This window comes from Desulfobacula sp., assembly GCF_021107415.1.
Window position 1 is genome coordinate 1 of record NZ_JAIOSW010000250.1, and the last position, 25,905, is coordinate 25,905.

A 25,905-nucleotide genomic window follows, 5' to 3' on the forward strand; every position below is an offset into this window, starting at 1 on the left:
AGGGTGAGACGGGTACGGGAAAAGAATTGATTGCAAGGGTGATTCATTTGAACTCTTCATTTAAGGATGAGCCTTTTGTCATATTTGACTGTTCAGCTGTTGTGGGAAACCTTCTTGAAAGTGAACTCTTCGGCCATAAAAAAGGGGCATTTACAGGGGCGGATACCACAACAAGGGGAAAAATAGAAATGGCTGGAAACGGGACCCTGTTTTTAGATGAGATTGCTCAGCTTCCCTTGAGTATTCAGGGAACACTCCTGGGTTTCCTTCAAAGAAGAGAATTCACAAGGGTTGGCAGCAGCAGCACATTGAAATCCCGCTGTCGGATCATTGCTGCCTGTAATTGTGATCTAACCGATAGAGTAAATAAAGGGCTTTTTAAGGAAGATCTTTTTTATAGACTCAAGGTCTTCATGATCGAGGTGCCGCCTCTCAGGCAAAGGCTTATGGACATCCCTTTACTGGTTGAGCATTTCTTAAGCAAAATTAACCGAGAGCTCGGGACTGTGGTAACCAAGCTTCAGGACGGCGTTATGAGAATGCTTGTTAATCACACGTGGAAAGGCAATGTCAGGGAACTGGAAAACACTATTGCCCAAGCCCTTGTGGGATGCAGGGGCAATGTTCTGCTCAAGGATGACATTGATAAATTGTTGAATATAAAAAACAGATCACCCCGGATGGGCCTTGAATCCTATTCCCTGGCCCATGTTGAAAAAGAACATATCACAAGAACCCTTTCCCATCTGCAATGGAATAAAACCAGGACAGCCAGACTGCTCGGGATCACTCTGCCGACCCTGCGTTCCAAAATACGAAAATATGAGATCAAACAGATTGATCTTTCATGAAATTTTTTTTCTTTCACTGGAAAATAATTTTCTAGCAAATAACAAAAAAAAGGGTAGTCTGTTTTGTTTAAAATTTTATTTTACCTTTTGGAACCCGCAATTTAAGGATCAAATCCCTATTTTCATCCTCCTTTAAATTTTATCCCGGCATGATATTTGCTGTTTCTTGATCCTATATTACGTCAAGAATAAACAAAATTTTCTTGGAGTTGAATATGAAAATTAAATCTTTAAAAGAGAGCGAAAAAGATCATCTTTTAATAGTTCTTGAAAAAACCCACTGGGATCTTGAGAAAACTTCCCGCCTTTTAAAAATTTCACTTCAAAAAGTTAAGTCAAAAATCAAGAAGTACGGAATCAGACGCTCTGGTTCTTGAGGATATTAAATATTATCAAAAACGATAATATTATTAACAAAGGAGGGAAAAATGAAGCGCAGAAGATTACAAGTCACTCTTATTTTCTTTATCGTTGTTTTCTTTGGGTTATGGGGTTCCAATGCAGTTGCGGGTAAGCCCATTATTATCGGTGCACCCTTATCGACAGCCTATTTATATGGGTGGGATGCAGAAAGGGGTATTAAGCTTGCCGTGGATGAAATCAACGCAGCAGGCGGTGTCAATGTAAATGGTGAAAAAAGACCTTTTACGGTTGAAGTTATCGATACCCGTGACCTTGAACCGGGGGTCCCTGTGAGTGAAGCATTGATGGCACTTGAAAGACTGATTTTAAGCAAAAAAGCGGATTTTATTCTGGGCGGGCCCAACCGTTCGGAAGCAGCCCTTGCGGCCATGTCTCTATTATCCAAACATAAAAAAATCTCCATTGTGACCAGTGGGGTATTAACCCCTGCATATCATAAAACAGTGGCAAAAAAATATGACAAGTTTAAATACTGTTTTAGAATTCACGGGGAAGCGGTCAACCTGATCGGTGAAATGATAGCAAACTTTGCAGACTTAAAAGAAAAATACGGGCTGACAAAGGTCTTTATCATGGCCCAGGATGTGTCACATGCAAGGGGTGCAGCAAAGGTAATGGCTAAAGTTGCAGGCTCCAAGGGATTTGAGGTAACCGGGACTGAAATTTTTCCTACAGGCACTACAGACTTTTCCATGGCACTTTTAAAAGTCAAAAAAACCGGCACTCAAATTATCAATATCTGGATGGACATGCCTGAAAGCGCCATTCTTTTAAAACAATGGTATGATCTTAAAATACCGGCACTTCCCTTTGGTTCTACATTGGCTGCTGCTGAACAACCCGGATTCTGGAAAGCTACAAATGGTAAGGGCGAGTATACCTTGTGCAACGTGGTAAATGCCGGTAATGCACCCTCTGATGCCACCGAATGGACCATGAAATTTTACAATGCCTATGCCAAAAAATGGGGCGTTGAGCCTGAAGGCCTTGGATCATCAAGCTCCTACATGGCTGTCTATGTATTAAAAGATGCCATTGAAAGAGCCGGAACACTCAATTCAGACAAGGTCGTGACCGCGCTTGAACAGACAGATATGATGGGGGTTTACGGACGGCTCAGGTTTGATCCCACAAGCCACCAGGTCATTGTTGCCAAAGATCCCAAAGACGGCGCTGTGGGTTCAATCCTCCAGTGGCAGGATGGCAAACGGGTTGTGGTATACCCGAAAAGTATTGCCAAAGGCAGCATTCAACTTCCGCCCTGGATGGATAAAAATTAACGGATAAAAACTGACGAAGTAAAATTAACCATAATATTTAAGTTGGTATAAATTACTTTGATCAACATCAATACTTAATTTTGGGATCTTTCTATGGAAATTCTAGTTTACGGGACCATCAACTCCGTGTCCCTTGCGTTAATGGGCTTAGGCTTTGCCATGGTATATGGTATCAGTCGTATTTCCAATTTTGCCCATGGGGCGCTTTATATTATCTGCGGGTTTGTTACCTGGATTTTTTTTCATAAAGTCGGGCTGCCTTATTTCATTGCGATTATTTCCTCCCTTTGTGTGAACGGAATTTTGGGAATGCTCATGTACCGGTTTGTCATGATAAGGGTTCGGGGGATGAATATTTCCGAGATTATCGCTTCCTATGCCATCGGGCTTGTCATCCTTGAAGGTTTGAGGTTCGGGGGCTTTCGGGGCATGACCTATACCCTGCCCACGTTCATGGAAGGAAGCCTCATGATCGGCGGCGTTCCCTTGGATTACCACAGGCTTGTGATGACGGTCATCGGCATTCTTCTTGTGGCAGGACTATGGGTATTTACCCATTACACCAAGATCGGACTCGCGCTCCGGGGCATGGCCCAGGATGAACGGGCAGCGCTGATGCTGGGCATTGATTCGGATCTAATGGCCATGCTGGCCATGGGATTTGGGGCAATCCTCGCAGGCGTTGCTGCCATTTTAATATTGCCCCTGGGCAATATTGTGGTGGAATCAGGGTATCATGTTTTGATCATGTCCATTGCCGTCTGTATTGTTGGAGGACTCGGATCATGGGTGGGGGCATTTTTTGCCGCTTTTATCATCGGATATGCCCAGATTCTGACCGTTGTCTTTATCGGGTCTCATTTTCAAATGGTGGTGGCCATTCTGGCTATTATCCTGACCCTGATTCTAAAACCGTCCGGTCTGTTCGGCCAGCAAAAAGAACTGGAAGAGAGGGTTTAAAAAGTGAGCACTCAAAAATTAAGAAAAGAACGAATTGATCGCGGAATCAAGGTCAGATCCGATGGTCTTTACGCTTTAATGTCCTGGCGGGAACTTTCCTATCTGACCTTGCCCAGATTTATTATGATTGCAGGAATATTGTCCCTCCCGTTTTTGATGCCGGACATGTATTGGCAGCGGGTCATATCCATTGTTTGTATTTATTCAATACTGGCCCTGAGCTTTGATTTTATGGCTCATTACGTGGGACTGGTCTGCCTGGGGGGTGCATTTTTTATTGGAACAGGGGGGTATATTGCCGGAATTCTGAATTCATATTTTGGTATCCCTCCTGTTCTTACCGTTCCTATGGCTACTATTATAGGCGGTGCCGTATGCACGCTGCTGCTTTTCCCCTGCCTGCCGCTGAAAGGGGTATATTTTGCCATTGTAACATTGATGTATCCTCTTTTTATGGCAAGGATAATTGAAGCCTTTGATATTTTTGGGGGAACAGACGGGCTGGTCGGAATTGACAGTTTTTCTTCCGCCTTTGTGGAACAGTATTTTGTAATCGGCATGGTACTGATTTTTCTGTTTGGTATGCGGCGCTTTGTCACAACGGATATGGGGCTGATCTTTACGGCCATAATGGACAATGACCAAGCCGTAAAGGCCTCGGGTATCAGCATTACCAAATACAAAGCCCTTGCCTTGTTCATCGCCTCCGCCATGGGATGCATGGCAGGTGCATGTCTCACCCATATCTACATGTGGTCGGGCATATCCCAGTTTGCCCTTGATTTTTCCATTCTGCCTATAGCTGCCACGGTCATAGGCGGTTCCGGAACACTTGTGGGACCCATTTTAGGATGCCTGATCCTGGTCCCGGTATCAGAGCTTTTAAGAGATTTCGGAACATTAAGGATCGTATTTTATGCAGCCATGCTTGTGGGATTTGTCCTTTTCAGGAGTGACGGTATCATGGCGTTTGGACAAAGAAAATATGAACAGTTTGAAAGGTGGAAAAAAATATGACCGAACCTATTCTAAGAGTGGACAAAATTGCCAAGTCATTTGGCGGTGTCCGGGCACTAAAAGATATCAGTTTTGATGTTTTTCCGGGAGATGTTTTAGGGATTATCGGACCAAACGGATCGGGAAAGACCACCATTGTCAATTGTATTACAGGCTTTGTCAAACCCACATCAGGAAAAATTTATTTTAATAACAACGACATTACAGGCAAAAAACCACACAAAATTGCCGACATGGGCGTGACAAGAACGTTCCAGATCATGCGGCCCTATTACAGCCTGCCTGCCTTTAAAAACCTTGTAATCCCGCTATTCTCCCCCAGGGCAAAGCGGACCGGGGGCTGGCGGGGTGGTGGACGTCTTGGCAACCGGCAGACGGTTGCCATTGATATCTTAGAAGAGATCGGGTTTGAAAGAGACTCTTATATTCCCTTTAAAAAAACATCCACTTTGCCTACAGGCTACTTAAAGCGGCTGGAACTTGCCAGATGTCTCGCACTGAAACCCGAGATCATTCTCTGTGATGAAGTATTTTCCGGACTTTCCATGAGCGAAATAGCTTCCATGGTACCTTTGATTGAACGGCTCCAGGATGAAGGCATTACCATCGTCATGATTGAGCACCGCTTAAGAGAGCTTTTTCAGGTGGCCAACCGTGTCATGGTCTTGAATTTTGGCCAAAAGCTGATTGAAGGGACACCCACCGAGGTTATGGCTGATAAAAAGGTTAAGGAAGCTTATTTTGGATCGGAAGAAGTCGAGGAGGTCATGACTTATGCTTGAAGCAAAGAGTTTAATGGTCTTTTATGAGAACATGCTGGCCCTTAACAATATCAGTCTCAAATGCGATGACAATCAAATCGTTGGCGTGTTTGGGGCAAACAGCGCAGGTAAATCCACGCTCATGTATGCTTTATCCGGGATCATGCTGGATATTCAAAAAAAAGAAGCCATGGCAGGCGGAGAAAGGATTACCCTGACAGGGGATGTGTTGTTCCAAAACCAGAGCATCATGGATATAAAACCCAGCCTTCGCGCAAAAGCCGGAATTATTCTATGCCCTGAAAGACGGCGCTTATTCAAGGAAAGCAGTGTGCTTGAGAACCTTCGTATTGGTGGATATCTTGCAACAAAGACCCAGGCAAAACAGACCCTGAATTATATTTTGGAGGTGTTTCCTGCTTTACAACCATTAAAAAAGCGTTTGGGCGGATTCCTAAGCGGCGGTGAACAGCAGATGGTGGCCATTGGAAGGGCCTTAATGGCTCAGCCCAAGGTCCTTTTGCTAGATGAGCCCCTTCTAGGGTTAAGCCCCTTGATGCAGACCAACCTGATCAAGACTATCAAAACCATCCAAAAGGAAAATAAGATCTCCGTTATCATATCAGAGCAGTATGCCCGACCGGTATTCCCCATTGTGAATTATGCCTATATCCTTGAAAATGGGGCGGCTGTCATGGAAGGAACACGGGAGGAACTCATGGATAATCCAGATGTAAGATCTGCATATTTTGGTGTCTAATAAAAAAAGGAGTCATCCAAAATGGTGAACAATATCATTCCGCTTGAAGAGGAACTCTCTTTTTCAAAATTTGATTTGATGAGTGAAAAATATCCGGAAAACACGGCTGTGTTATATCTGGGTGAACATTTTACATATAAATATCTAAGGAATTTAAGTGAACGGTTTGCAGGAGGGTTGCAGGAGTTAGGGGTTAAAAAGGGTGATAAGGTGCTTCTTTATATCCCAAACTGCATCCAGTGGGTGGTTGCTTATTTTGGTATCCAAAAGGCCGGGGCGGTCCTTGTCCCGGTTTCTCCGATTTATACTTCCCATGAAATTGAGTATATGATCAATAATTCAGGAGCCGAAACAATTATCTGTATGGATACTATTTTTGGTTATGTAAAGAGACCTTTGCCTCTTCCTGCCTTAAACGAGCCATTGTGACCAATCTTGTTGATCTTTTGCCGGCCTGGAAACGCACGATAGGGTTTTTATTTGACAAGGTGCCCAATGGCAGGGTGGACTATGATCACACCATTTTGTCCTTTAAATCAATTCTTAAAGCACAACCTCTGTCAACTCTTCCCGAAATCGATCCTGTTAATGACCTTTCTTATATTCTTTACACGGGCGGTACCACAGGCTTCCCAAAAGGTGTGCCGGGAAACCATATTGGTTCTACATCCTATATTAATGATGTAACCAATGATGTGGCAGGAAAATATTTAAAGGAAGGAGAAGATGTCTATATTGGCATCAATCCGTTATTTCATATTATGGCCCTGGGATTTTTCATGGCTATTGGTTTAAATAAGGGCAACATGGTGGTACTTATGCCACAACCCCACGTGGATGCTATCCTGGAGTCTATCCAGAGATACAAAGTCAGGTGGTTTTTAGGTGTTCCGGCTCTTTATAGGATGATTCTGGAAAATGACCGGCAGGATCAGTACAATCTGTCATCATTAAAATATTGCTTCTGTGGTGGTGATGTGCTGCCGGGCAAAGTTATGAACCGTTTCAAGGAAAAATATAATCTTCCCATATACCAGGTTTATGGATCTACTGAAGTTGGGCACGTAACTTACAGTAAAATAGGGACTGAGCCTTCTTCGGGTTCTTCCATCGGGTATCCTTTGAAAAGCCGGGAATGTATTGTAGTGGATCCTGTTACCCTGGAATGCGTTGAAACCGGAGAAAACGGTGAGCTTCTTGTTACATCTCCTTATACTTTAAAAGAGTACTATGAGAAACCGGAAGAAACCGGAAGAACCTATGTTAAGGTCTATGGTAAAGTCTATTGCAGAATGGGCGATTTTGTCAGCTGCAGACCTGATGGCGAACTGGTTTATATGGAAAGATCAGCTGATGTGATCAAGCACAAAGGTTACAGGGTGTCCGCTTCTGAGATTGAGGCCACCCTGCAGGATCATCCTACTGTTATACATGCCTGTGTCATAGGAATTCCCGATGAAAAAGTCGGGGAACGTATCAAGGCGATTGTGGTTCTTAAAGAAAATTCAAGAGGTGTCGGCGGAGTGGAACTGATCAAATGGTGCAGTGAACGGCTTGCCTCATATAAGGTTCCAGGATATGTGGAATTCCGTGACATGCTGCCCAAATCAAAAGTCGGCAAGCTGTTGCGTCGTGAAGTCAGGGATGATGAAAAAAGAAGAATAGAAAAAAAAGCGCCTTCGGCTTAATGTGTCATTTTGATTGAATATGAAAAGGGAGGATCACCAATGGAGTTATTTACTGCAAATTATTACCCAATATTTATTACCCAATACTTATTACCTGGTCAGCTCATAAGATAAAAACCAAGATTTTTTGCATAGGGAGGTGGATTATAGAATTCAGCATTAATATAATTATCTTTTATTTCTCTGACCACAATCCGCCTTTCCACAAGAGATTTCTTCATACCATCCAGAGTGAATTGAATATCAAGGAAATCATTGACTTTGATACTGTGTGATTTTACAACTCTAAAACCAATAGCGTCCAAAGACAGTCTTTCCACACCCATATAGCCGGTTATTTTTGTCTTCAAATGAACAAAATTCCCCTTTAATGATACAGTTTTTCCAGAGGCTGGTGTCGATTTGATATCAGATGTTTCTTTCTGACTTTCCTGTTCAATAAGGGGTTGCAGGCTGTCTTCAATATCGACAATTGTATCTTCTTTTAAGGGCGCTTTGACTTTAGATAACGGCTTTTCCACCAGATCCTTTAACTGGCCGAAATCAGCCGCACTTACAGTATGCGGGGAAATATTTATCTTAACAGGCATTTGCCCTTCCGTGGAAACAACCAGAGAAAACGCACTTAGAATATTCTGCTTTACCAGTTCTGCATCATCCTGATAGGTCTGGGGCAAAAGGATGATAAACGTGTCCTCTCCATAGCGGAAAATATCATCTTTGCGCCGCTTGTTTTTTTTCAGAACCTGAACCAGTTTTTTCAGGATCGCATCACCAGCAGATCGTCCCATCATTTCATTGATCTTCCCAAACAAGTCAATCTCAACAATCAACATGGAAAAAATCGTACCATACCGTTTCAGGACTTCATCCTTATTGCTGACGGCACGCTCAAAACTCCACCTGTTCTTAAACCCCGTCAATGAATCCTTTGTGGCAATATTTTTCAGTGCCTGATTATAATAGGATCTTTCAATGGCTATGGCAGCATATTCAGCAATGGAAGACAGAATTTTCAAATCTTGAGAGGTGAAATTATCATCACTGATTCGATTGATAAGTTCAATAACACCAAAAATATTGTCATCTGTTTTAAGAGGGCTGCCGATGATGGAACGGGTTTTAAACCCGGTATATTTATCCACCCGAAGGCTGAAGCGTTTATCAATTGCAACATCTTCAACAATCACAGATTCTCCGGTGGCCATGATGTGCCCTGCAATCCCTTCTCCCTTGGGCAGCTTTACCCCCTGGAGTTTTTTCTTGTTTGTCCCCACCACAACAGAGAAAACCATATCCCCGGTTTTGGGTTCTTTTAATAGTATCGACCAGTGTAAGGGTTGAAACATACAGCCGACCTGATACATGACAATATCCAGAACTTCCTTGATAGTTTTTGCTTTAGAAAGGGGTTTGCCAAGCTCAAGACCTATATCAAAAGGGATGGTTTCACCCGTGGTACTATTCATATCCTGTATCTGGGTGACGGGATCTTCCTGATAATAATATTTGGTATTAATTTTGGAAAGCTTAAGATTGGCCCAGAGTAAATTTTCCCTAACCTGACTCATAGATGGAAACACAAAATGGTAAAACTCTGAAATGGTTTCAACTTCCTTGTTCATGTGAAGAATACATTTAATGATATCGAAACTGTCCAATTTTATTGTTTTTTCAACCTCAGGCGAAAGAATGGGGGGACGGATAATATCAAAAGACCCAATGCCCTGGGTCCAGCACAAAAAATCTGCTAAAGAGACAATCGAAATCAACTGCGTTTCTTCCTTGGAAAAATTCAGGGGCTCAAAAGATTGATGATGATATTTCACTGCCATCACCAATTTTTCAGGAAGTTTCCACATAGAACAGAAAAAAGCACCTATATCATCATGTCCCAGTCCGATGATACTGCGTTCTTTTTCGATAACCGGGTCTGTAGATACTGAAATCTCCTGAATAACTTCTCCATAATCCATCCGGCCCTGAATATCGAGAAGTACCTTGCCGACATCATGGAGAAGACCGGCAATATATGCTTCTTCAGGATCAGGGTATCCGGTTTCCTTGGCAATTTCCATACTTAATACGGCAACACAGAGGCAATGACGCCAGAAAAGGAGCCTGTCAAACTCTTTTGCACGGCCTGATTTAAACATTTTTTCAAAGACCGTCATTCCTATGGCCAGTTTTTTTATTTCATCCAATCCTAAAAATACCACAGCTTCGGAAAGAGCGGTTATTTTTCTTCCAAGGCCGTACATGGCTGAGTTGACAATTTCAAGAACCCTGACGGAAATACCCGGGTCAGTCTCCACAATTTTTGAAAGATCCGCCAAAGAGGCTGTTTCATCCCTGGAAACCTCAAGCAGCTTTGTGGCTACCTGGGGAAAGCTTGGCAGTTTTTTGATATCAAGCTTGAGAACTTTTTTTATATCAGACGTCGAAGGGTGATTGAATTTGCTGTTCATATTCTATAATCCTGTAAATTAATGCCTGCGTTCATGACCTAAAGGTCACACGTAACCTGAAGGTCACACGTAACCTGAAGGTCACACGTAATTATCAATCTGATTTTGAACAATATTTTTATACTTACAATAGTCTATTCGTCTTAAACTTTCAACATTATTGAAAATATAAAATAATACAGCTCTCAATCTATCTATAATTCCAGTTGTTTTCATTCAAGTGATAGGTTAAATTATAGTCCAATTTATACGGCACCGGCATAATCAGCTAATCAATGCACTGGAGCAACAAATGGATAGCAGACATATCATCAAGAAGGTGGAGATCACCAGGATAAAAGACAACAAAAAATTCCTGATGAAAGACAGCATTATTGATGAAGACATTCTTGAAATAATTATTAACCGAAACAAAACCTTTCAAATGGTATTTTCCATGACGCATCCCAAAGAACTTGCGGTGGGGTTTTTATTTACCCAGGGTATTGTTCATAAAAAAGCTGAAATAGAGGCTATTGAGTTTTTTAAAGACAAAAAGCAATGTCATGTGACACTAAATGACCAGGCGCTAAAAAGATTAAACAAATTTAAAAAAGACCGGCTGATCAAAGGATCATCCGGCGGGGCACTATTACAGGACCCAGGCGATCTTTTCTCATCCCGCCCAGAGGATCACTTCAGTATTACTTATGATCAGGTACTTACTTTGATTCAACTGCACTGGGATCATTCCGAGTTGTTTCACAAGACGGGTGCTGTTCACAGTGCAGGACTCTGTGATCCGTCAAATATCCTGTCCTATTATGAAGATATTGGCAGGCACAACGCCCTTGATAAACTGGCAGGAGATATTCTTTTAAAAGAAATGGATACACAAAATAAGATCGCAACGCTCAGTTGCAGGATGTCCCTTGAGATTATCGGCAAAATAATTAAAACCGGTATCCCCATCGCTATTTCCAATACTGCACCTACCCTGTCCGCTGTTAAACTTGCAAACAGGACAGGATTGACCATTGTCGGATTTGCAAGGAACAACCGGTTTAATATCTACACCCATGAAAAAAGGATAAAGGCAGATCACCTCGGTTCATGAAAAAAACCGGGGTGATCTTAAATAAGATATGGTAAAAATAAGATTTAAGCAGACAGCATCTTTTGCTCTTCCAAATCTTTTAATTCAAACCGCTTGATTTTCCCTGTCGGCGTTTTGGGCAGGTCCTCCACAAAATAAATCCACCGGGGATATTTATAATGGGCCAGTTCCTTTTTTACATAAGTTTTTATTTCTTTCTCAAGCTCATCTGATGGTGAAAAGTCTTTATTCAAAACAATATAGGCACAGGGCTTCACAAGATTTTCTTCATCCCGGCCGGGGACAACGGCACACTCAAGCACCGAGGGATGACCGATGAGACAGGCCTCAACCTCAATGGGAGAAACCCAGATACCGCCAACTTTCAGCATGTCATTGGACCGCCCCACATAATAGTAAAACCCCTCTTCATCCACAAAAAATTTATCATCGGTATTAAACCATTCTCCCATCATGGCTTCTTTGGTTTTATCATGCTTGTTCCAATAGTAGGCTGCTGTACTGTCTCCTTTGATCAGCACGGTTCCGACCTCCCCTTGTGGCAGTTCATTAAAATCATCGTCCACCACTTTTCCTTCATACCCGGGCACAAGCTGTCCTGTACTTCCCGGCCGGATCTCATCCACCCGGTTCGAAATATAGATATGAACAATTTCCGTCGACCCGATACCATCAAGGATATCCAAATTGAATCGATCTTTCCACCGGTAAAAAATATCTGCCGGCAAGGCCTCACCTGCGGATATACAAAGCCTGACCCCGTTTACCTTTCCTTCTTCCGCCAGCATGGCACCGTACAGGGTGGGCACCCCAAAAAACAAAGAGGGCTGGTGAAGAGCAATGGTCCTGTAAACAGACTCCGGTGTTGGACGTTCCGGCATCAACACGGTTGTGGCACCGACACTGAAAGGAAAATAAAGCCCATTGCCAAGCCCGTAGGCAAAAAATAATTTTGCAGCAGAAAAACAGATATCGTCTTCCTTAACCTTTAACACCTGCTTTCCATAGGTCTCAACGCTGAACAACATATCATGCTGCAAATGAACCGTCCCTTTAGGTTTTCCGGTTGAACCCGAACTATACAGCCAGAAACAGGCATCATCGGGACAGGTCTGGGCAGGGTCAAGGGAATCGGGCTGATCACAGACAAAAGCATCATATCCCGTGGTACCTGTTACATTCTGATCTCCATTGACGATGATGATTCTTTCAAGAAATTTCAATTCAGTTTTAATCTCTTCAATATTAGGATAAAGAGCTTCATCCACCACCAGGACTCTTGCCCTGCTGTCATTTAAAAAATAAGAATAATCCTTTGACCGCATCAATGTATTTAAACAGATGGGAACTGCACCGGCTTTGATGGACCCGAAAAATACCACAGGATAAAATTCCGTATCCAGCATGAGCATGGCCACCCGGTCTTCCAATCTAATCCCTGATGACAAAAGAGAATTGCCAAACCGATTGACTTCTTTTTCCAGTCTTCCATAGGTCATTTGCCGGTCTTCACACAGAACGGCGACCTTATCTTTTCTTCCTTCACGGATATTTCTGTCCACAAAATAATCCGCTGCATTAAAATATTCAGATTGAAGAACGTTAAGTTTCATATTCGATTTCCTCCTGATAAATTATTTGGTTAAAACCGGGTGAAAAAACAGTTTAAGGCTTTTTTCTTCAGTTTTGCCAGGTGTGGTCAGATAAGAGCCAACAAAAAAAACTATTCCCGCGAGAATAAACGAAGCAAGGAATCCGTTCAGCTGAAAAAAAGATTTTTGAGGGAAAAGAACCATGGCTTTTCCACCAACAAAAAAGAAGACGACATTTAATGAGACACCGACAAGTATGGATAAAATAGCACCGGTTTTGGTTGCTCTCTTCCAGTAATAGGCACCCCAAAGGGCAAAAAAGGTCACTGCCACCGTACCAAAGGCTATGATGGAAAGTTCAGCCACCGGGGTATTGGGATTCCAGGCAATAAACACACAGATTGCCATAATAATCCCTACAAAAACCCTGGCAATGGTAATAAGTTCCGATGGCCTTGTTTCCGGTCGCAATGTCTTGATAATATCCACTGAAAGATTAGTGGCATTTCCAAAAACAAGACCGTTGACCGTTGACATGGCAGCGGTGAATCCGCCTGCTACCGCGAACGCCGCCAGCCAGTCCGGCATGGTGGCCGAGGCAACAAGCCCGTAAATTTTATCTGCTTCAACCCCTTTAAGCCCCGGAATGATAACATTGCCTGCAATACCGATCAGGGTGGGCAGGGTAATGACCACCAGGCATATGCCGCCAAACGAGAGGAACATGGCTTTAAGTCCCCTTGCCGAACGGCTGGAATACGCGTGCATATAGGGCTGTGGGAAACAGACACATCCTATGCACATAGCTGTTGCCATACCAAAAATCATGGGATAGCTCCAGACCTTGCCTCCTGCCCAGCCAATCTGGAAAAGAGTGGGATGCTTTGCCATGACCATTTCCATTGTAGGAACAAACCCACCGTTTTTCATCATGACAAAAAAGAAAAGGACAAACACCATGATGGAAAAAAAGACACCCTGGATCGCATTGACCCAGGCAGCCCCTTTCATCCCACCCATCATCAGGTATAACGCAATGAAAAAAGGAACAAAAAACAAACCCATATGAAAAGAAATAATGCCTTCGCTCATGGCCTCCAGCATGACGCCGATCCCCTGGATCTGTGCGACCAGGTATGGAATGGATGCCACAAGAACCACAAGTACCAGGATAATTCTCGTGGCAGTGCCGTATCTTTCACCAAAAGGAGCGCCCATTGACATCCATTTTCTGGCCCTGCCCAGGAGAAATGTTTTTTTATGCATGAAATACCATAAAAACCCTAAGGGAACCAGGTTGGCTGTCAGGACATAAAGGCTGCCAAACCCCAGGCGGTATCCAAAACTTGACATTCCAAACATGGAAAAGGCACTCAAGAATGATGCCATAAGGCTGAAAATAAGCACAAAATAACCAAGACTTGATCCTGCAACAAAATAATCATCTGCACTTTTTGTAAACCCTTTTCGAAACGCTATATAGCTGATATAGACCGATACCAGGCAAAGGCCCGTGATAATAATGACGGCTACCATTTTAATTGTCCTCCATGATGGTTTCTTTAGTGATTGTTGTTTCAAGCGCATCCATGATTTCCTCAAGATCATCATCATACAATGCCAAATCCGTCCGAAACAGATAAATCCATTCAATTACAAAGAGGACAGCACCAACCAATAGCATGATGAAAGCCCAGGAGGGCATTCCCATAATCAAACCGACTTCGCCATAACTTCCATATCCGACAGGGCACCAGCACAACACAGTTAGAACAAAAAACGCGATTAAAAAAAGAGTGTTTTTCTTTTTGTTTACATTAGACGTCATGCACTTTCTCCTTTTGCGTTAAAGAGGTTAAAAAAAATAGAGATACATTTACCAATGAAGCTTCATTGGCTTTCATAAAGAGCAAATCATGTGCCAATTTTTTGGAAAAATATAAAGAGGTGAAACAACTACAGGAATGATGGTTTTCAAATATTGATGGATTGCTGACCCATCAAATTTATTGGGAAGGATCTTTCCGGACTAGCAAGCTTCTTTCACTAATCCGGGGGAGTAAGTTGATATTTTTGAATTTTTTTTCTTAAGGTGGGCAATGAAATTTTAAGAATCTCAGCCGCTTTTGTTTTATTCCATCGAACCGATTGAAGGATATCGAAAATGTGCCTGGATTCCATTCGTGAAAGAGAATATGTGTTTGTATTTTTTCCCTCTGAAACATGATTATCTGACAAAAGATCTTCAATGGTATCCAAAAGGATTACAGCCCCCCTGGTTTTTATGGATGCTGAAATGATAATATTTTCAAGCTCCCTGACATTCCCTGTCCAGGCATGACGTTTCAGTCTTTCAATGCAGCCGTCTTGAAGGATGGTCTCCTTTACACCCAGCTCACGGGCACTTTTCATGGTAAAATGGTCTACAAGGTCATTGATATCAGACAATCTCTGCCTCAATGGAGGCAGGGTCATTGTTGCCACTTTGAGTCTGTAATAAAGATCATCCCTGAATGTTTTTTCATTAACCATCTTTCCAAGATCCTTGTTGGTGGCGACAATGATCCTGCACCTGGACTTTAGAACACTTTTACCGCCAACACGCATATACTGCTTTCTTTCAAGAAACCCCAAAAGCTTTGCCTGAAGGTTTAACGGCAGTTCCCCGACCTCGTCAAGAAAAATAGTACCTTCGCCAGCCAGTTCAATCTTGCCGGGTCTTGAATTCACAGCCCCTGTAAAGGCTCCTTTTTCATGACCGAACAATTCACTTTCCAGAAGGGTATCAACCACGGCCGAACAGTCAAAGGTGACAAAGGGTTGATTGCAGTACGGACCGCTCAAATGTATCCGTCTTGCCACAAGCTCTTTTCCTGTACCGGTCTCACCCGTGATCAATGCCGTGGCCCTGTTCTGGCAAAGCATGCCGATCATTTTATAAATCTCTTTCATGGGTTTGCTTTTACCGATTATTTCATTTTCTTTATAAGAGATCCTGGTTTCATATTTTTGTGTTGTTTTAGTGTCTTCGTAAAAACTTGCAATCGCATCATTGATTGTTTTTTCAAGCTCATCAGCATCCAGGGGTTTATGAATATAATCGTAAGCCCCTTTTTTCATGGCTTCTATGGTAGTTTCCATGTCCTGGAATGCCGTGATCATAATAATCTTTGACAAAGGATAAACAATATGCATCCGGCTTAAGGCATCCAGGCCACTGCCGTCAGGTAGCCTGATATCCAGAATAACCACCTCGGGATGCAGCTCATTGAATCGACTTAATGCTTCTTTAATTGTTGATGTCGTGTAAACTGCATGCCCTTTTTCCGACATGAACATGCCGATTGATTTACGAATCGGATATTCATCATCAACAACTAATATCTTAACCATTTGTTTCTCCCATAGGTATGAACACTTTAAATATGGTTCCCGTACCTTTTGCATTCAACACCTTTACGATGCCGCCATGGGCTTCTACAATTCTTTTCACATTTGCAAGACCGAGACCGGTTCCTTTTGTTTTTGTTGTATAAAACGGTTCAAAAATATTTATTAATGCTTGTTTTGAGATACCCCTTCCATCATCTTCAACGCTGATGACAAAACAGGACTGCTCATTATTATTTTCCTTTTTTGTTGAAATTATTATTTTCCCGAAATCATCAACAGAGTCCAGGGCATTTAAAAGTAAATTGATAATCACCTGCTCAATTTTTCCTTTATCAGCAGGAAGTTCTTTTAAGCTGCGGTCAATATTAATTTCATAATCAATACTTTTTCTATGGAATTTTATTTCTAAAAGCTCAACACAATAATAAATAATATGGTTGATATTTGTCGGGGTACGTTGCAATGATACTGGTTTTGCAAAATTAAGAAGCTCCCGTAAAATGCCTTCCAGTCGTTTAATCTCCTTTTCTGATATTTGAAGCCGTTCTCTATCATTCCCCTTCCAGAGAATATTTTTGTTTAAAATCTGCAAGTTCATTTTTATCGATGATAAAGGGTTTCTGATCTCATGGGAAAGAGATGCCGTTAATTTGCCGATATATGCCATCCGTTCCGTTTCCCTGCTTTCTTTCTCCATCTCAACCCGCTTTGTAATATCCCTGACAATACAAAGGTTATAATTTTTACCTTTAAATAATGACGGTCTGAAATTAATTTCCGTGGGAAGGTGTTCCTTATCCTTTGTCAATCGCTGGTACTCAAACGCATCTGTTTCAATGCCCGGTTCAATATCTTTAGTAATGATATCCCACACTTTTTCACGACTTTCCCCGGCAATAAAAGACATGAATGATTCTGGAATATTATCATTAATCCGATACCCGTGCATCTTAAAAAAAGCCGGATTCACAAAACTAATTTTCTCTTTATCCAGTACCAGATAGCCGTCACTGATATCTTCAACAAGGGTTTTGTACTTAAGTTCAGATGCTTTCAATTCTGCCGTTCTTGCCGCCACATCCTGTTCAAGCTGATTCGCATACTTTTTTAAATACTTTTCATGCGTCTTTTGAAAATGATGGCTGAACCGATGGATGGTATAGGCAAGGCCAGTGTTGATGGCTTCAATATTTTTGTACAATAATTGTCTTGGTGATTCTTTTACAAGGATTGGAATAACAATCTGCCTGTAAAGTTCAAATGCTTTCTGGACATCATCCAGAGGAAAGCCTGTCTCTAATCTGATTTTTGTGATTTCATTGATAAATTCATTTATCCGGGTATAATCATTGCGGGTAATTATCAGACAAAACGAATCATATGCTTTGCTGGTGGTCATAAATAATTCTTCTGAAGATCTTTTAGTATAATGCTCAGACACATCATGTTTAAGCCTTTTTTCCCACTCAAGCACAATTTGATCTCTATGTCTGCTTAGAAAATCTTCCCACTTAAAATTCATTACGATAAATGACCATAAAATACATTAAACAATTGATTAATCAACCGGCAAAGCAAGACCTTGCATCACCTCTTTTTTCTTTTCTTTGGAATAGAGAAGCTCAACAAGATTTAATGCAAAGTCACAGGCTGTTCCTGCCCCCCGGCTGGTAATACAATTGCCGTCAACAACAACCTTTGATTCAACAATATTACCATTATCAATCATATCCACAAACCCTGGATGACAAGTCACATTACCGGGAGTAACAAGACCGTGATGATGCAGCACAACTGCAGGAGAAGCACAGATGGCACCATAATATTTTTTGAGTTCCGCCTGCTTTTTAAGAAGAATCTCAAGCTCTTTTGAATCCCGAAGATTTTGAGCCCCCGGGATACCGCCCGGAAGAGCAATCAGATCAAATTCTTCATCCATACAGTCTTTGATCAGTCTGTCTGCTTTAAATTCGATCCCCTTTGACGCTTTGATATTAATCTCATCCACAGATGCAATAATAACATTTGCACCTGCCCGTCGAAGAACATCAATGATGGTGATGGCTTCCATCTCCTCTATACCCTGGGCCACCGGGACAAGGACTTTTTTTTCCATGATATACTCCTTTTTCTTTTAAGATTGAAAAGAAAATAATCAAAGATACCAGCTACTTTTCTTGAAGTCAACGCGTTCAGATAATGACAGCTTCCTTTATTTTCACCCACCCGACTTTGCCTTTTGAAAATACTATTTTTAGATATCCGTCTCTTTGTTCTTCAACACTAACCTTGGTTCCTGCATGAAGGCTGAACAATTTTGTAGAAGTGTCTGTCACACCCGAACGAACCGCTATTTCTTCTTGTACAATAACTGCGAAAAGCTGTGCAGAGCGTTTATAGTAATTCACACATGTAATGGCAGTAACCAGAACAAATATTGAACACAGAATGATGCCGGTTCCTGAAAAAACCTTTTGTTTTTTCACTATTTTAATTGCTGCCCAAATAAAAAAAAGAAAAGAAAAGAAAATGGCTGTGACCTGAATTATTTTTGCGGGGATAAGCTTGTCCCAAAAAAAAAGAACGTCCATGATATTCATGGCGTCTTCTTTTTTATCTTTCACAAGGGTATTGGCATATGCAAGGTTAAAATTCAGGTCAGGATCATTGGGGGCCAAAATCTTTGCTCTTTCATACCATAAAATGGCTTGACCGATATCATTGGCCTTCAAATATGCATTTGCAATGTTATAGAAAAGATAAGGGTTCTTGACAGGAGTTTTTGCAACCGTTTCAAATAGTTTAGCCGCCTGTTTGAAATGACCGGCCTTGTAATCTTTAATCCCGTCTATAAATGTGGCGGTAGAATTGGCCATGGCTTTTTGCGGGACAAAAGAAAACATTCCCAGACAAACTATTGCAAGGCAAAGCAGTTTCATCATCTGTTTTGTCTTTGACAAAAGCTGTTTTGCCTTATTTCCATCAATCTTCTTCCCCCCAAACCGAACGGATTCAATTGTTTCAAGCAGGTGAGTGATCCGGTCTATTTGGGTGTCGTCCACATTGGCATCTATTAAAATGGTTTGGGCTTCTTTAATGGTGACGGTTTCACCCTTTCTTTTTCCTTTGGCCAAAATGAGAGCCACCAGACTTGAATAAAGATGCCCCAAAAAACCTTTATCCTTAGCATCCATTTTTCGGGCCTGTTTTAGATGATACCTTGCCTTTTCTTCCATTACCTTTTCAACAGATAATTCCTTTTTTGTAACCATGATAAAAAGTTTAACCCCTGAAAACAAAATTGCAGGAATTGACAGCAATAAAAGAAAGAAGAAAGGCTCTATCTCCTTGTAATCCTTCAATACTGCAAACCCTTCTTTTATCTCCAGAATATCTTTATTAACAAGAGAGACCTCTTGTTTAACAACAGATTTATCCGATGGCCCGGTCAACGACCGGTTCGATGATCCAGTCAATGATCTGGCGGCAAGATGCATTTCTTCAGATGGAGCAACATCTAGCTGGATCTGATCTGTTGAAACCCTCTGATAGACTTTTTTATCCACATCAAAATAGATCAGTGTAACCGGTTTGATCACATATTTCCCAGGGTGAACAGGGACAATGGCTTTTTTAAATACCTTAAAACCCTCATATCCGGTTTGTGTCATATGAATGGTTTCAATTGGATTGTCGTCATATACTTTGAACGCATCAATATCCAGATCAATCTCTGGAAGGCTTGCATCCATGATATTTCCTGATCCGAAAATTTTAATGGTAAACGTAGTCGATTCACCGGCTTTAAGACTTGTTTTATCCATCTTTCCCTCAATATCAAAACGACCCACAAGTCCGGAAAACTTACCCTTACCCTGATATGGGGGAACCAAAGACACTTCAATTTTTATTGGATTTGAAACCACCCGGATAGATTTAAAACTGTTAGATGAAAAAAAAGAATCATTAAAAAAAGAATCAAACCGGGAATCACGCTTTGATTTCACCATCACATTGGCAATCAGAACCGCAGGATCAATATTGAATATTCCCGGATTTGCAGGGATAATGATATAATTGACTTGTGTTACATGGTAAAGGATACCATTAATGTTTTGGGTATAGGTTTTTTCCTTTTCAAATGCTTTTGATGAAAGCCCGTTAAATTCAGGTGGATTTTCAAACCCCAGACCTGACAATCTTTTCGAAGTATAAAATTTCAATGTATAGACTGCCTGCTCACCTGCAAAAAGGTGAGTATTTGTCATCTCTGCCCTGGCAAACAATGCTTTGACATCACCGGAATTCACTACCTGATCTGATACATGGATGACAATTTGCCTGGTAAAGGCTGTTTGACCCTTCCTTGTAGCCTTTATGGCGGGAATCTTTAATTCTCCTTTTGATAACGGGATCAGAACATATTGATAGGTTGCCTTTCTTTCAGATTTTCCATTAATATAATTGTAACTTGAAGAAGACCCCCGGGATATCACCTTAAAATCCTTTACCATGGAAAGATCCAGATCTGCTTTACCGCCGTTGACTTCCACCTTTAAAAAAATAGAATCATCTTTGGAAATCCGGGTTTTATCCACATGGGCTGTGACATCAAAGCAAAAACCGATTGCAGGTATTGTTACCAGCAACATCATTGTCATGAAGAAAATATTTTTTAAATTCATATCTTTACCAGTCTTTTTCAACATCTTGTTCTTGTAACACAGGTATCATTGCACGACCAGGTTTGTCTTCAAGCCGGTTGAGCATATTCTCCATATTCTGGTTTGTTTTTTCATCCTTTTGGGGCTGCGATGGTGTTTCTTTTGGTTTATCATCCGGCCTGTTTTCAGGTGCTTGTTTATTTTTTTGCTGATTTTGTTCTTTTGTCTGTTTTTCGTCCTGCCCGGAATTTTTGTTATCCTGATTTTTTTTCGGGTTATTATCTTTATTTTTTTCTGAATTTTGGCCTTCTTTATTCTCCTGGTCTTCTTTCTTTTCTTTATTATTTTTATCTTTATCGCATTTTGATTCCTGTTCCTGCTTCTCCTGCTTTTTCTGTTTGACAAAGGCAAGGTTTTCTTTTGCCTGTCCGTCTTCCGGGAATTCTTTTAAGATATTTTCATAGCCTTTGATGGCCTCATCCAGATTTCCCATTCGATACTCTGTATTGGCAAGGTTATACCAGGCATCATGGCGCAGGTTGACATCATCTGTTCTGGTTGCCTGCATGAAGTTTTTTTGAGCCTGTTCATACTCTTTATTCATATAGGCTGCCGCACCAATATTATAATAAAGCTTTGCATTTTCCGGATTCTCAAGCTGGGCATCAATAAAATGCTTTTTGGCCTGTTCATAATTTTGCGCATCAAAGGCTTGTATTCCCTGCTTAACGCTTGAAGAAACCGTTTGGGCATAAACAGGCCCATTTTGGGACAGGAAAATGCTGAAGCCAAAGACAAAAATAAATATGAACAATCCTTTTAATTTCTTTTTTGAAGACAGGATAAATTCTATCAGCAATAAAATCAGGCAGGGGAATAAAAACCATTGATACCTGTTTTCCCAGACTTTTTTCTTTCCGGATGTCAGGGTCTTTCGTTCCATGGTCCCAAGGATTTTATCCTTATAGATCAGGTCAAGATCCATATCCCCGGCCACGGACCTGACATAGGTTCCGCCTGTTATAACGGCCAGTTTTTCAAGGGTCTTTGTATCCACCTTTGATAAAATAATATTACCGGATGCATCCTTTTTAAACCCACCCTTTTCATCGGGTATGGGTGCACCGGCAAGATCTCCGACCCCGATACAAAAAATTTTGATCCCCTGTTTTGCCATGTCTTTGGCTGTTGCTTCCACATCACCCGTGGTACTTTCTCCATCTGTAATAATAATGATGGCCTTTTCAGTGTCAGACTCTTTTTCAAAACCATTATAACTTTCTTTAATTGCTAAAGAGAGGTTGGTTCCGCCCACAGGTAAAAATCCGGGCTTTAGAACCTTTAAAAAAATATTGAATGCTTCATGGTCAAGGGTTAACGGGCACTGGAGGATAGCTCTTCCTGAAAAAGCCACAAGCCCTGCCCTGTCAGATTTCATCATGCGCAACAGATCAATAATTTCTCTTTTTGCCCGTTCAAGACGGTTGGGCTTGATATCCCGGGCCAGCATACTTTTTGAGCAATCAAGGGCAATCATAATATCCACCCCTTTTTGCGTTGTCTTTTCCCATTTATAGCCCAATTGCGGCCCTGACAGGGCAACAATGGCAAACCCGGATGCTATGGCAATCAGGATGGCCTTTATCCACCTTCTTTTGGGATCAAATCCCGGAATAATCAAAGAAAACATACTTTGCCTTGCAAATCCAAACAATACTTTTTTTCTTTTCCTAATACCATACACCATGATACCGAACACCGGGATTAACGCCCATAATAAATTCAACAAATATGGATGGGTGAATTGCATATTTACGGTATCCTTAAAAACCTTGTATTACTCAAAATAATATAAATAAGAAGAAGAATTAAACCGGTCACAAGAACTCCTGGATATAATTCCTTGTACTCCACCCATTTTTCAACATCCACCTTTGTTTTTTCGAGGTTGTTGATCATCTCATAAATCCGGCCAAGCGAGTTTAAATCCTTTGCTTCAAAAAAGTCAGCCTGTGTTTGCTCAGCAATTGTTTTTAAGGCATCCAGGTCAACATCCACTTTTTGATACACATACCGTTTGCCAAACAGGCCGTCCACAAGGAATGGGGCTTCTCCTTTTGTGCCGACCCCGATGGTATAAATTTTCACCTTTCTTAAGGCAGCAATCTTTGTTGCATCCTGCCAGGAAAGTTCCCCTGAATTGCTTTTTCCATCTGTCATCAAAATAATAATATTGGATTTGCTTTGAATATCTTCAAGCCGTTTTAATGAGATACCTATGGCGTCTCCAATGGCTGTTTTAGGTCCTGCCGCCCCGATTTTCAACCGGTCCAGAATAAAGGCAATGGTATTATAATCCCGGGTCAACGGCAACTGGGTAAAAGCATTTGATCCAAAAACGACCATACCAATGCGATCCCCTTCCCGTTTCATGATAAAATCCCGGACCACAATTTTCACGGCCGCTAGCCGTGTGATAATCTTTTTGTCCCCTTTAAAATCAAGACTGAAATCAAGGGCTCGCATGGATTCGGAAAGATCAACAGCTAGGATAATATTGACCCCTTCGGTGGTCACATTAATTTTTTGATCACCCCACTGGGGTCTTGCAAGAGCCAGAATTAAAAGGATCAGGGATATTGTTTTTAAAATCGGGACCAATTTTGAGAGCCTTACCATAAAAGAGTATGAAAGCGGTTCAACTCCTTTTAACGAGGACACCTTAATATGATTGGCACTTTTTTTTCTAAGCCGTAGAAACCAGACAAAAACAAGTACAAAAAGCAATAATAAAAATAAAGGCGAGGCGAATCTGAACATTATGGACTCTCCTCTTCTTTTTCCTTAAGCTTTATCTGATCTTTAAGCTTTTCTCGGTTTTTAAGTCTTCTTTGATCTTTTTCTATTTGATGAATCTTTTCTTTGATAAATAAAAGGTCCTCTTTTGCCCGGTCTTTTTCCGGGACAATGCCGGCATACCTGATCGGATCAGATCTTTCATGAAACCCTGCGATATCTTTTTTTACCACTTTATCAAGGTTAAGCCGGTTGATGCCTTTGATAAATTCCTGTGAGGTCATCTCAACGGCATTGATCTCATAGGAACGGCCGATATATTTTTTTAAGACAGCGGTTAAGTCAAAATAAAAGAGCCTTGGATCAAGAATCCGACTTTGAGAAAGAAGCTCCAGTTCTTTTATTGCAGCCTCATAAGGTGCCATAGGTGCTGGAAGATATTTCAGGCCTTTAGGTTGTTTTCTCTTTTTTAAATATTTCTTTATCAGAAAAAACAATAAAACTAAAAGAATAATGCTCCCCAATACTGTTAAGACAATTTTAATCAGCATTGGATCAAAACCGACCTGAATCGGGGGTCTTATGTCATGGATATCCTGCATTTACCTCAATCGCCTTTCCCTGAATCTAAAGTATTGCAGCAGAGTATCAGAAACGGAAGCACCGGTTTCAAGCTCGATCACATCACTTTTGGCTTTGAAAAAAATATCCAATGTTTTTTTGTGGTGTGACAATTTTTTGGACATAAATTCTTCTTGGATCTTTTTATTAAATCCGTCAAAAGCAATTTCTTTGGAAGTTTCAAAATCAGACAGGGTGATAATACCTTTTAAAGGAAGTTCAAATGTCCCTTTATCATAAATCATCACCCCAATGATCTCATGTTTTTGTCGAATAGTTCTCAAACTTTTCAAATACCCATCATCCAGAAAGTCGGACAGAACAAACACAAAAGATCTTTTCTTTGATATTTTGGCCAGATAGTCCAAAGCTTCTGATATATTGGTTCCTTTCCCCTGGGGCAAAAAGGTAAATATCTCCTTGATCACCCGCCAGATATGGCCGGAACCCTTTTTAGGCGGTATATATTTTTCCACCTGATCCGTGAAAAAAATTGCCCCTACTTTATCAGAGTTTTTAATGGCATTGAACGCAAGCACCGATGCCACCTCGGCTGCTCTCTCAAATTTCGGCCCTGAAAATGTCCCGAATTTCAAAGATGAACTCATATCAATCAGCAGCATGACAATGCTTTCACGCTCTTCCTTGTAAAGTTTAACAAAGGGTTTACCCAGTCTTGCCGAAACTTTCCAGTCTATAATTTTGACATCATCTCCAGGGCAATATTCTCTCACTTCTTCAAATTCAATGCCCGATCCTCGGAACACAGACTTATACTGCCCTGCCATGATACTGGTTACCGTACGGCTGGATTTAATATGGATCCGCTTTATCTTCTTAATTATGTGAGCCGGAATCATCTGGTATCACATCCTTTAGGGCACTTCAACAGAATCAAAAACGGTCTGAATGATATCGTCGGAACAGATATCTTCAGCCTCGGCTTCAAAACTTAAGATAATTCTGTGTCTCAACACGTCCGGCCCCACAGTCTTGATATCCTGGGGCGTGATATAGGCTCTGCCGGATAAAAATGCCGTTACCCTGGCTGCTTTTGCAAGAAAAATAGTGGCCCTTGGAGATGCGCCATACTCGATATATTCGGCCACATCCATCCCGTATTTCTCAGGCTGCCGCGTACTGAATACCAAGTCTACGATATACTCTTTGAGTTTTTCATCCACATAGATCTGATCAATCAACTCGCCCATGGCGGCAAGCTGGTCACAATTGATCACCGGATGAATGGCTTCGGGCTTTTCAAAGCTGTTCTTTTTAAGGATCATAAGTTCCTGGGCCTTGTCCGGATAATCAATGAGCACTTTAAGCATAAACCGGTCCACCTGGGCTTCCGGCAAAGAATAGGTCCCTTCCTGGTCAATGGGATTCTGGGTCGCAAGAACCAGAAAAGGCGATGGCAGGGGATAGGTTTGCTCTCCTATGGTTATCTGCTTTTCCTCCATGGCTTCCAACAGTGCAGACTGTACCTTGGAAGGTGCCCTGTTAATCTCATCTGCCAGGATAATATTATTAAA

General features: G+C 41.4%; 23 protein-coding genes. 10 read left to right on the forward strand and 13 right to left on the reverse strand.

Going from position 1 to position 25,905, the window contains the following annotated elements; all coding sequences use genetic code 11:
* From K8S13_RS13505 to K8S13_RS13545, 9 genes are all read left to right on the forward strand, one after another.
* The coding region (locus K8S13_RS13505; protein WP_291463230.1) for a sigma 54-interacting transcriptional regulator at positions 1-851 on the forward strand (851 nt) is incomplete at its 5' end.
* Between the two features lie 215 nt (positions 852-1,066).
* Positions 1,067-1,228, forward strand: coding sequence for a helix-turn-helix domain-containing protein (locus K8S13_RS13510; RefSeq protein WP_291463231.1), 162 nt, complete (start codon positions 1,067-1,069; stop codon positions 1,226-1,228).
* A gap of 51 nt (positions 1,229-1,279) precedes the next feature.
* Complete coding sequence (locus K8S13_RS13515; RefSeq protein ID WP_291463233.1) at positions 1,280-2,554, forward strand: ABC transporter substrate-binding protein; 1,275 nt, start codon at positions 1,280-1,282, stop codon at positions 2,552-2,554.
* Positions 2,555-2,647: 93 nt separating this feature from the next.
* The gene (locus K8S13_RS13520; protein ID WP_291463234.1) at positions 2,648-3,514 is read left to right on the forward strand and encodes a branched-chain amino acid ABC transporter permease; all 867 of its coding nucleotides are present in this window, start codon (positions 2,648-2,650) and stop codon (positions 3,512-3,514) included.
* A 3-nt stretch (positions 3,515-3,517) separates the two neighbouring features.
* Positions 3,518-4,531, forward strand: a complete 1,014-nt coding sequence (locus tag K8S13_RS13525) for a branched-chain amino acid ABC transporter permease (RefSeq protein ID WP_291463235.1) — start codon at positions 3,518-3,520, stop codon at positions 4,529-4,531.
* Positions 4,528-5,313, forward strand: a complete 786-nt coding sequence (locus K8S13_RS13530) for an ABC transporter ATP-binding protein (RefSeq protein WP_291463236.1) — start codon at positions 4,528-4,530, stop codon at positions 5,311-5,313. The genes K8S13_RS13525 and K8S13_RS13530 overlap by 4 nt, the downstream gene beginning before the upstream one ends.
* Positions 5,306-6,052, forward strand: a complete 747-nt coding sequence (locus K8S13_RS13535) for an ABC transporter ATP-binding protein (RefSeq protein ID WP_291463237.1) — start codon at positions 5,306-5,308, stop codon at positions 6,050-6,052. Before K8S13_RS13530 ends, K8S13_RS13535 begins: the two co-directional genes overlap by 8 nt.
* 21 nt (positions 6,053-6,073) lie before the next feature.
* The gene (locus K8S13_RS13540; protein ID WP_291463238.1) at positions 6,074-6,481 is read left to right on the forward strand and encodes an AMP-binding protein; all 408 of its coding nucleotides are present in this window, start codon (positions 6,074-6,076) and stop codon (positions 6,479-6,481) included.
* On the forward strand, positions 6,478-7,740 hold the full coding sequence (locus tag K8S13_RS13545) for a class I adenylate-forming enzyme family protein (RefSeq protein ID WP_291463240.1): 1,263 nt from the start codon (positions 6,478-6,480) through the stop codon (positions 7,738-7,740). The genes K8S13_RS13540 and K8S13_RS13545 overlap by 4 nt, the downstream gene beginning before the upstream one ends.
* Positions 7,741-7,838: 98 nt before the next feature.
* Here the strand turns inward: K8S13_RS13545 and K8S13_RS13550 are convergent, their stop codons facing one another.
* Positions 7,839-10,208: an HDOD domain-containing protein gene (locus K8S13_RS13550; RefSeq protein WP_291463242.1), complete on the reverse strand. Its 2,370-nt coding sequence runs from the start codon at positions 10,206-10,208 to the stop codon at positions 7,839-7,841.
* A gap of 292 nt (positions 10,209-10,500) precedes the next feature.
* On the opposite strand from K8S13_RS13550, the gene fdhD reads away from it, so the two are divergent.
* Positions 10,501-11,304 (forward strand): formate dehydrogenase accessory sulfurtransferase FdhD, encoded by an 804-nt coding sequence (gene fdhD, locus K8S13_RS13555; protein ID WP_291463243.1) that lies wholly within the window; start codon positions 10,501-10,503, stop codon positions 11,302-11,304.
* A 44-nt stretch (positions 11,305-11,348) separates the two neighbouring features.
* Here the strand turns inward: fdhD and K8S13_RS13560 are convergent, their stop codons facing one another.
* From K8S13_RS13560 to K8S13_RS13615, 12 genes are all read right to left on the reverse strand, one after another.
* Positions 11,349-12,917 (reverse strand): benzoate-CoA ligase family protein, encoded by a 1,569-nt coding sequence (locus K8S13_RS13560; protein ID WP_291463244.1) that lies wholly within the window; start codon positions 12,915-12,917, stop codon positions 11,349-11,351.
* A 21-nt stretch (positions 12,918-12,938) separates the two neighbouring features.
* Entirely contained in the window at positions 12,939-14,432 is a 1,494-nt protein-coding gene (locus K8S13_RS13565; protein ID WP_291463245.1) for a sodium:solute symporter, read from the reverse strand.
* A 1-nt stretch (position 14,433) separates the two neighbouring features.
* The gene (locus K8S13_RS13570) at positions 14,434-14,724 is read right to left on the reverse strand and encodes a DUF997 family protein (RefSeq protein ID WP_291463246.1); all 291 of its coding nucleotides are present in this window, start codon (positions 14,722-14,724) and stop codon (positions 14,434-14,436) included.
* A 218-nt stretch (positions 14,725-14,942) separates the two neighbouring features.
* On the reverse strand, positions 14,943-16,289 hold the full coding sequence (locus K8S13_RS13575; protein ID WP_291463248.1) for a sigma-54 dependent transcriptional regulator: 1,347 nt from the start codon (positions 16,287-16,289) through the stop codon (positions 14,943-14,945).
* Positions 16,282-17,811: an ATP-binding protein gene (locus tag K8S13_RS13580; protein WP_291463250.1), complete on the reverse strand. Its 1,530-nt coding sequence runs from the start codon at positions 17,809-17,811 to the stop codon at positions 16,282-16,284. Before K8S13_RS13580 ends, K8S13_RS13575 begins: the two co-directional genes overlap by 8 nt.
* A gap of 36 nt (positions 17,812-17,847) precedes the next feature.
* On the reverse strand, positions 17,848-18,405 hold the full coding sequence (locus tag K8S13_RS13585) for a DJ-1 family glyoxalase III (RefSeq protein WP_291463251.1): 558 nt from the start codon (positions 18,403-18,405) through the stop codon (positions 17,848-17,850).
* Positions 18,406-18,481: 76 nt separating this feature from the next.
* On the reverse strand, positions 18,482-20,974 hold the full coding sequence (locus K8S13_RS13590; protein WP_291463253.1) for a BatD family protein: 2,493 nt from the start codon (positions 20,972-20,974) through the stop codon (positions 18,482-18,484).
* A 4-nt stretch (positions 20,975-20,978) separates the two neighbouring features.
* Positions 20,979-22,763 (reverse strand): VWA domain-containing protein, encoded by a 1,785-nt coding sequence (locus K8S13_RS13595; protein WP_291463254.1) that lies wholly within the window; start codon positions 22,761-22,763, stop codon positions 20,979-20,981.
* 2 nt (positions 22,764-22,765) lie between these two features.
* On the reverse strand, positions 22,766-23,773 hold the full coding sequence (locus K8S13_RS13600; protein ID WP_291463255.1) for a VWA domain-containing protein: 1,008 nt from the start codon (positions 23,771-23,773) through the stop codon (positions 22,766-22,768).
* Complete coding sequence (locus K8S13_RS13605) at positions 23,773-24,351, reverse strand: hypothetical protein (protein ID WP_291463256.1); 579 nt, start codon at positions 24,349-24,351, stop codon at positions 23,773-23,775. Before K8S13_RS13605 ends, K8S13_RS13600 begins: the two co-directional genes overlap by 1 nt.
* Positions 24,352-25,230: a DUF58 domain-containing protein gene (locus K8S13_RS13610; protein ID WP_291463258.1), complete on the reverse strand. Its 879-nt coding sequence runs from the start codon at positions 25,228-25,230 to the stop codon at positions 24,352-24,354.
* A gap of 15 nt (positions 25,231-25,245) precedes the next feature.
* Positions 25,246-25,905 (reverse strand): MoxR family ATPase (locus tag K8S13_RS13615; protein ID WP_291463260.1); only part of this gene is annotated, 660 nt, incomplete at its 5' end.

Excerpts from the sequence above, each read along its gene's own strand:
- K8S13_RS13540 (WP_291463238.1), top strand. The coding sequence starts at position 6,074 with ATGGTGAACAATATCATTCCGCTTGAAGAGGAACTCTCTTTTTCAAAA.
- K8S13_RS13595 (WP_291463254.1), bottom strand. The coding sequence starts at position 22,763 with ATGCAATTCACCCATCCATATTTGTTGAATTTATTATGGGCGTTAATC.
- K8S13_RS13605 (WP_291463256.1), bottom strand. The coding sequence starts at position 24,351 with ATGCAGGATATCCATGACATAAGACCCCCGATTCAGGTCGGTTTTGAT.
- K8S13_RS13580 (WP_291463250.1), bottom strand. The coding sequence starts at position 17,811 with ATGAATTTTAAGTGGGAAGATTTTCTAAGCAGACATAGAGATCAAATT.
- K8S13_RS13590 (WP_291463253.1), bottom strand. The coding sequence starts at position 20,974 with ATGAATTTAAAAAATATTTTCTTCATGACAATGATGTTGCTGGTAACA.
- K8S13_RS13610 (WP_291463258.1), bottom strand. The coding sequence starts at position 25,230 with ATGATTCCGGCTCACATAATTAAGAAGATAAAGCGGATCCATATTAAA.
- K8S13_RS13585 (WP_291463251.1), bottom strand. The coding sequence starts at position 18,405 with ATGGAAAAAAAAGTCCTTGTCCCGGTGGCCCAGGGTATAGAGGAGATG.
- K8S13_RS13570 (WP_291463246.1), bottom strand. The coding sequence starts at position 14,724 with ATGACGTCTAATGTAAACAAAAAGAAAAACACTCTTTTTTTAATCGCG.
- K8S13_RS13575 (WP_291463248.1), bottom strand. The coding sequence starts at position 16,289 with ATGGTTAAGATATTAGTTGTTGATGATGAATATCCGATTCGTAAATCA.
- K8S13_RS13565 (WP_291463245.1), bottom strand. The coding sequence starts at position 14,432 with ATGGTAGCCGTCATTATTATCACGGGCCTTTGCCTGGTATCGGTCTAT.
- fdhD (WP_291463243.1), top strand. The coding sequence starts at position 10,501 with ATGGATAGCAGACATATCATCAAGAAGGTGGAGATCACCAGGATAAAA.
- K8S13_RS13530 (WP_291463236.1), top strand. The coding sequence starts at position 4,528 with ATGACCGAACCTATTCTAAGAGTGGACAAAATTGCCAAGTCATTTGGC.
- K8S13_RS13535 (WP_291463237.1), top strand. The coding sequence starts at position 5,306 with ATGCTTGAAGCAAAGAGTTTAATGGTCTTTTATGAGAACATGCTGGCC.
- K8S13_RS13600 (WP_291463255.1), bottom strand. The coding sequence starts at position 23,773 with ATGTTCAGATTCGCCTCGCCTTTATTTTTATTATTGCTTTTTGTACTT.
- K8S13_RS13550 (WP_291463242.1), bottom strand. The coding sequence starts at position 10,208 with ATGAACAGCAAATTCAATCACCCTTCGACGTCTGATATAAAAAAAGTT.
- K8S13_RS13515 (WP_291463233.1), top strand. The coding sequence starts at position 1,280 with ATGAAGCGCAGAAGATTACAAGTCACTCTTATTTTCTTTATCGTTGTT.
- K8S13_RS13560 (WP_291463244.1), bottom strand. The coding sequence starts at position 12,917 with ATGAAACTTAACGTTCTTCAATCTGAATATTTTAATGCAGCGGATTAT.
- K8S13_RS13520 (WP_291463234.1), top strand. The coding sequence starts at position 2,648 with ATGGAAATTCTAGTTTACGGGACCATCAACTCCGTGTCCCTTGCGTTA.
- K8S13_RS13510 (WP_291463231.1), top strand. The coding sequence starts at position 1,067 with ATGAAAATTAAATCTTTAAAAGAGAGCGAAAAAGATCATCTTTTAATA.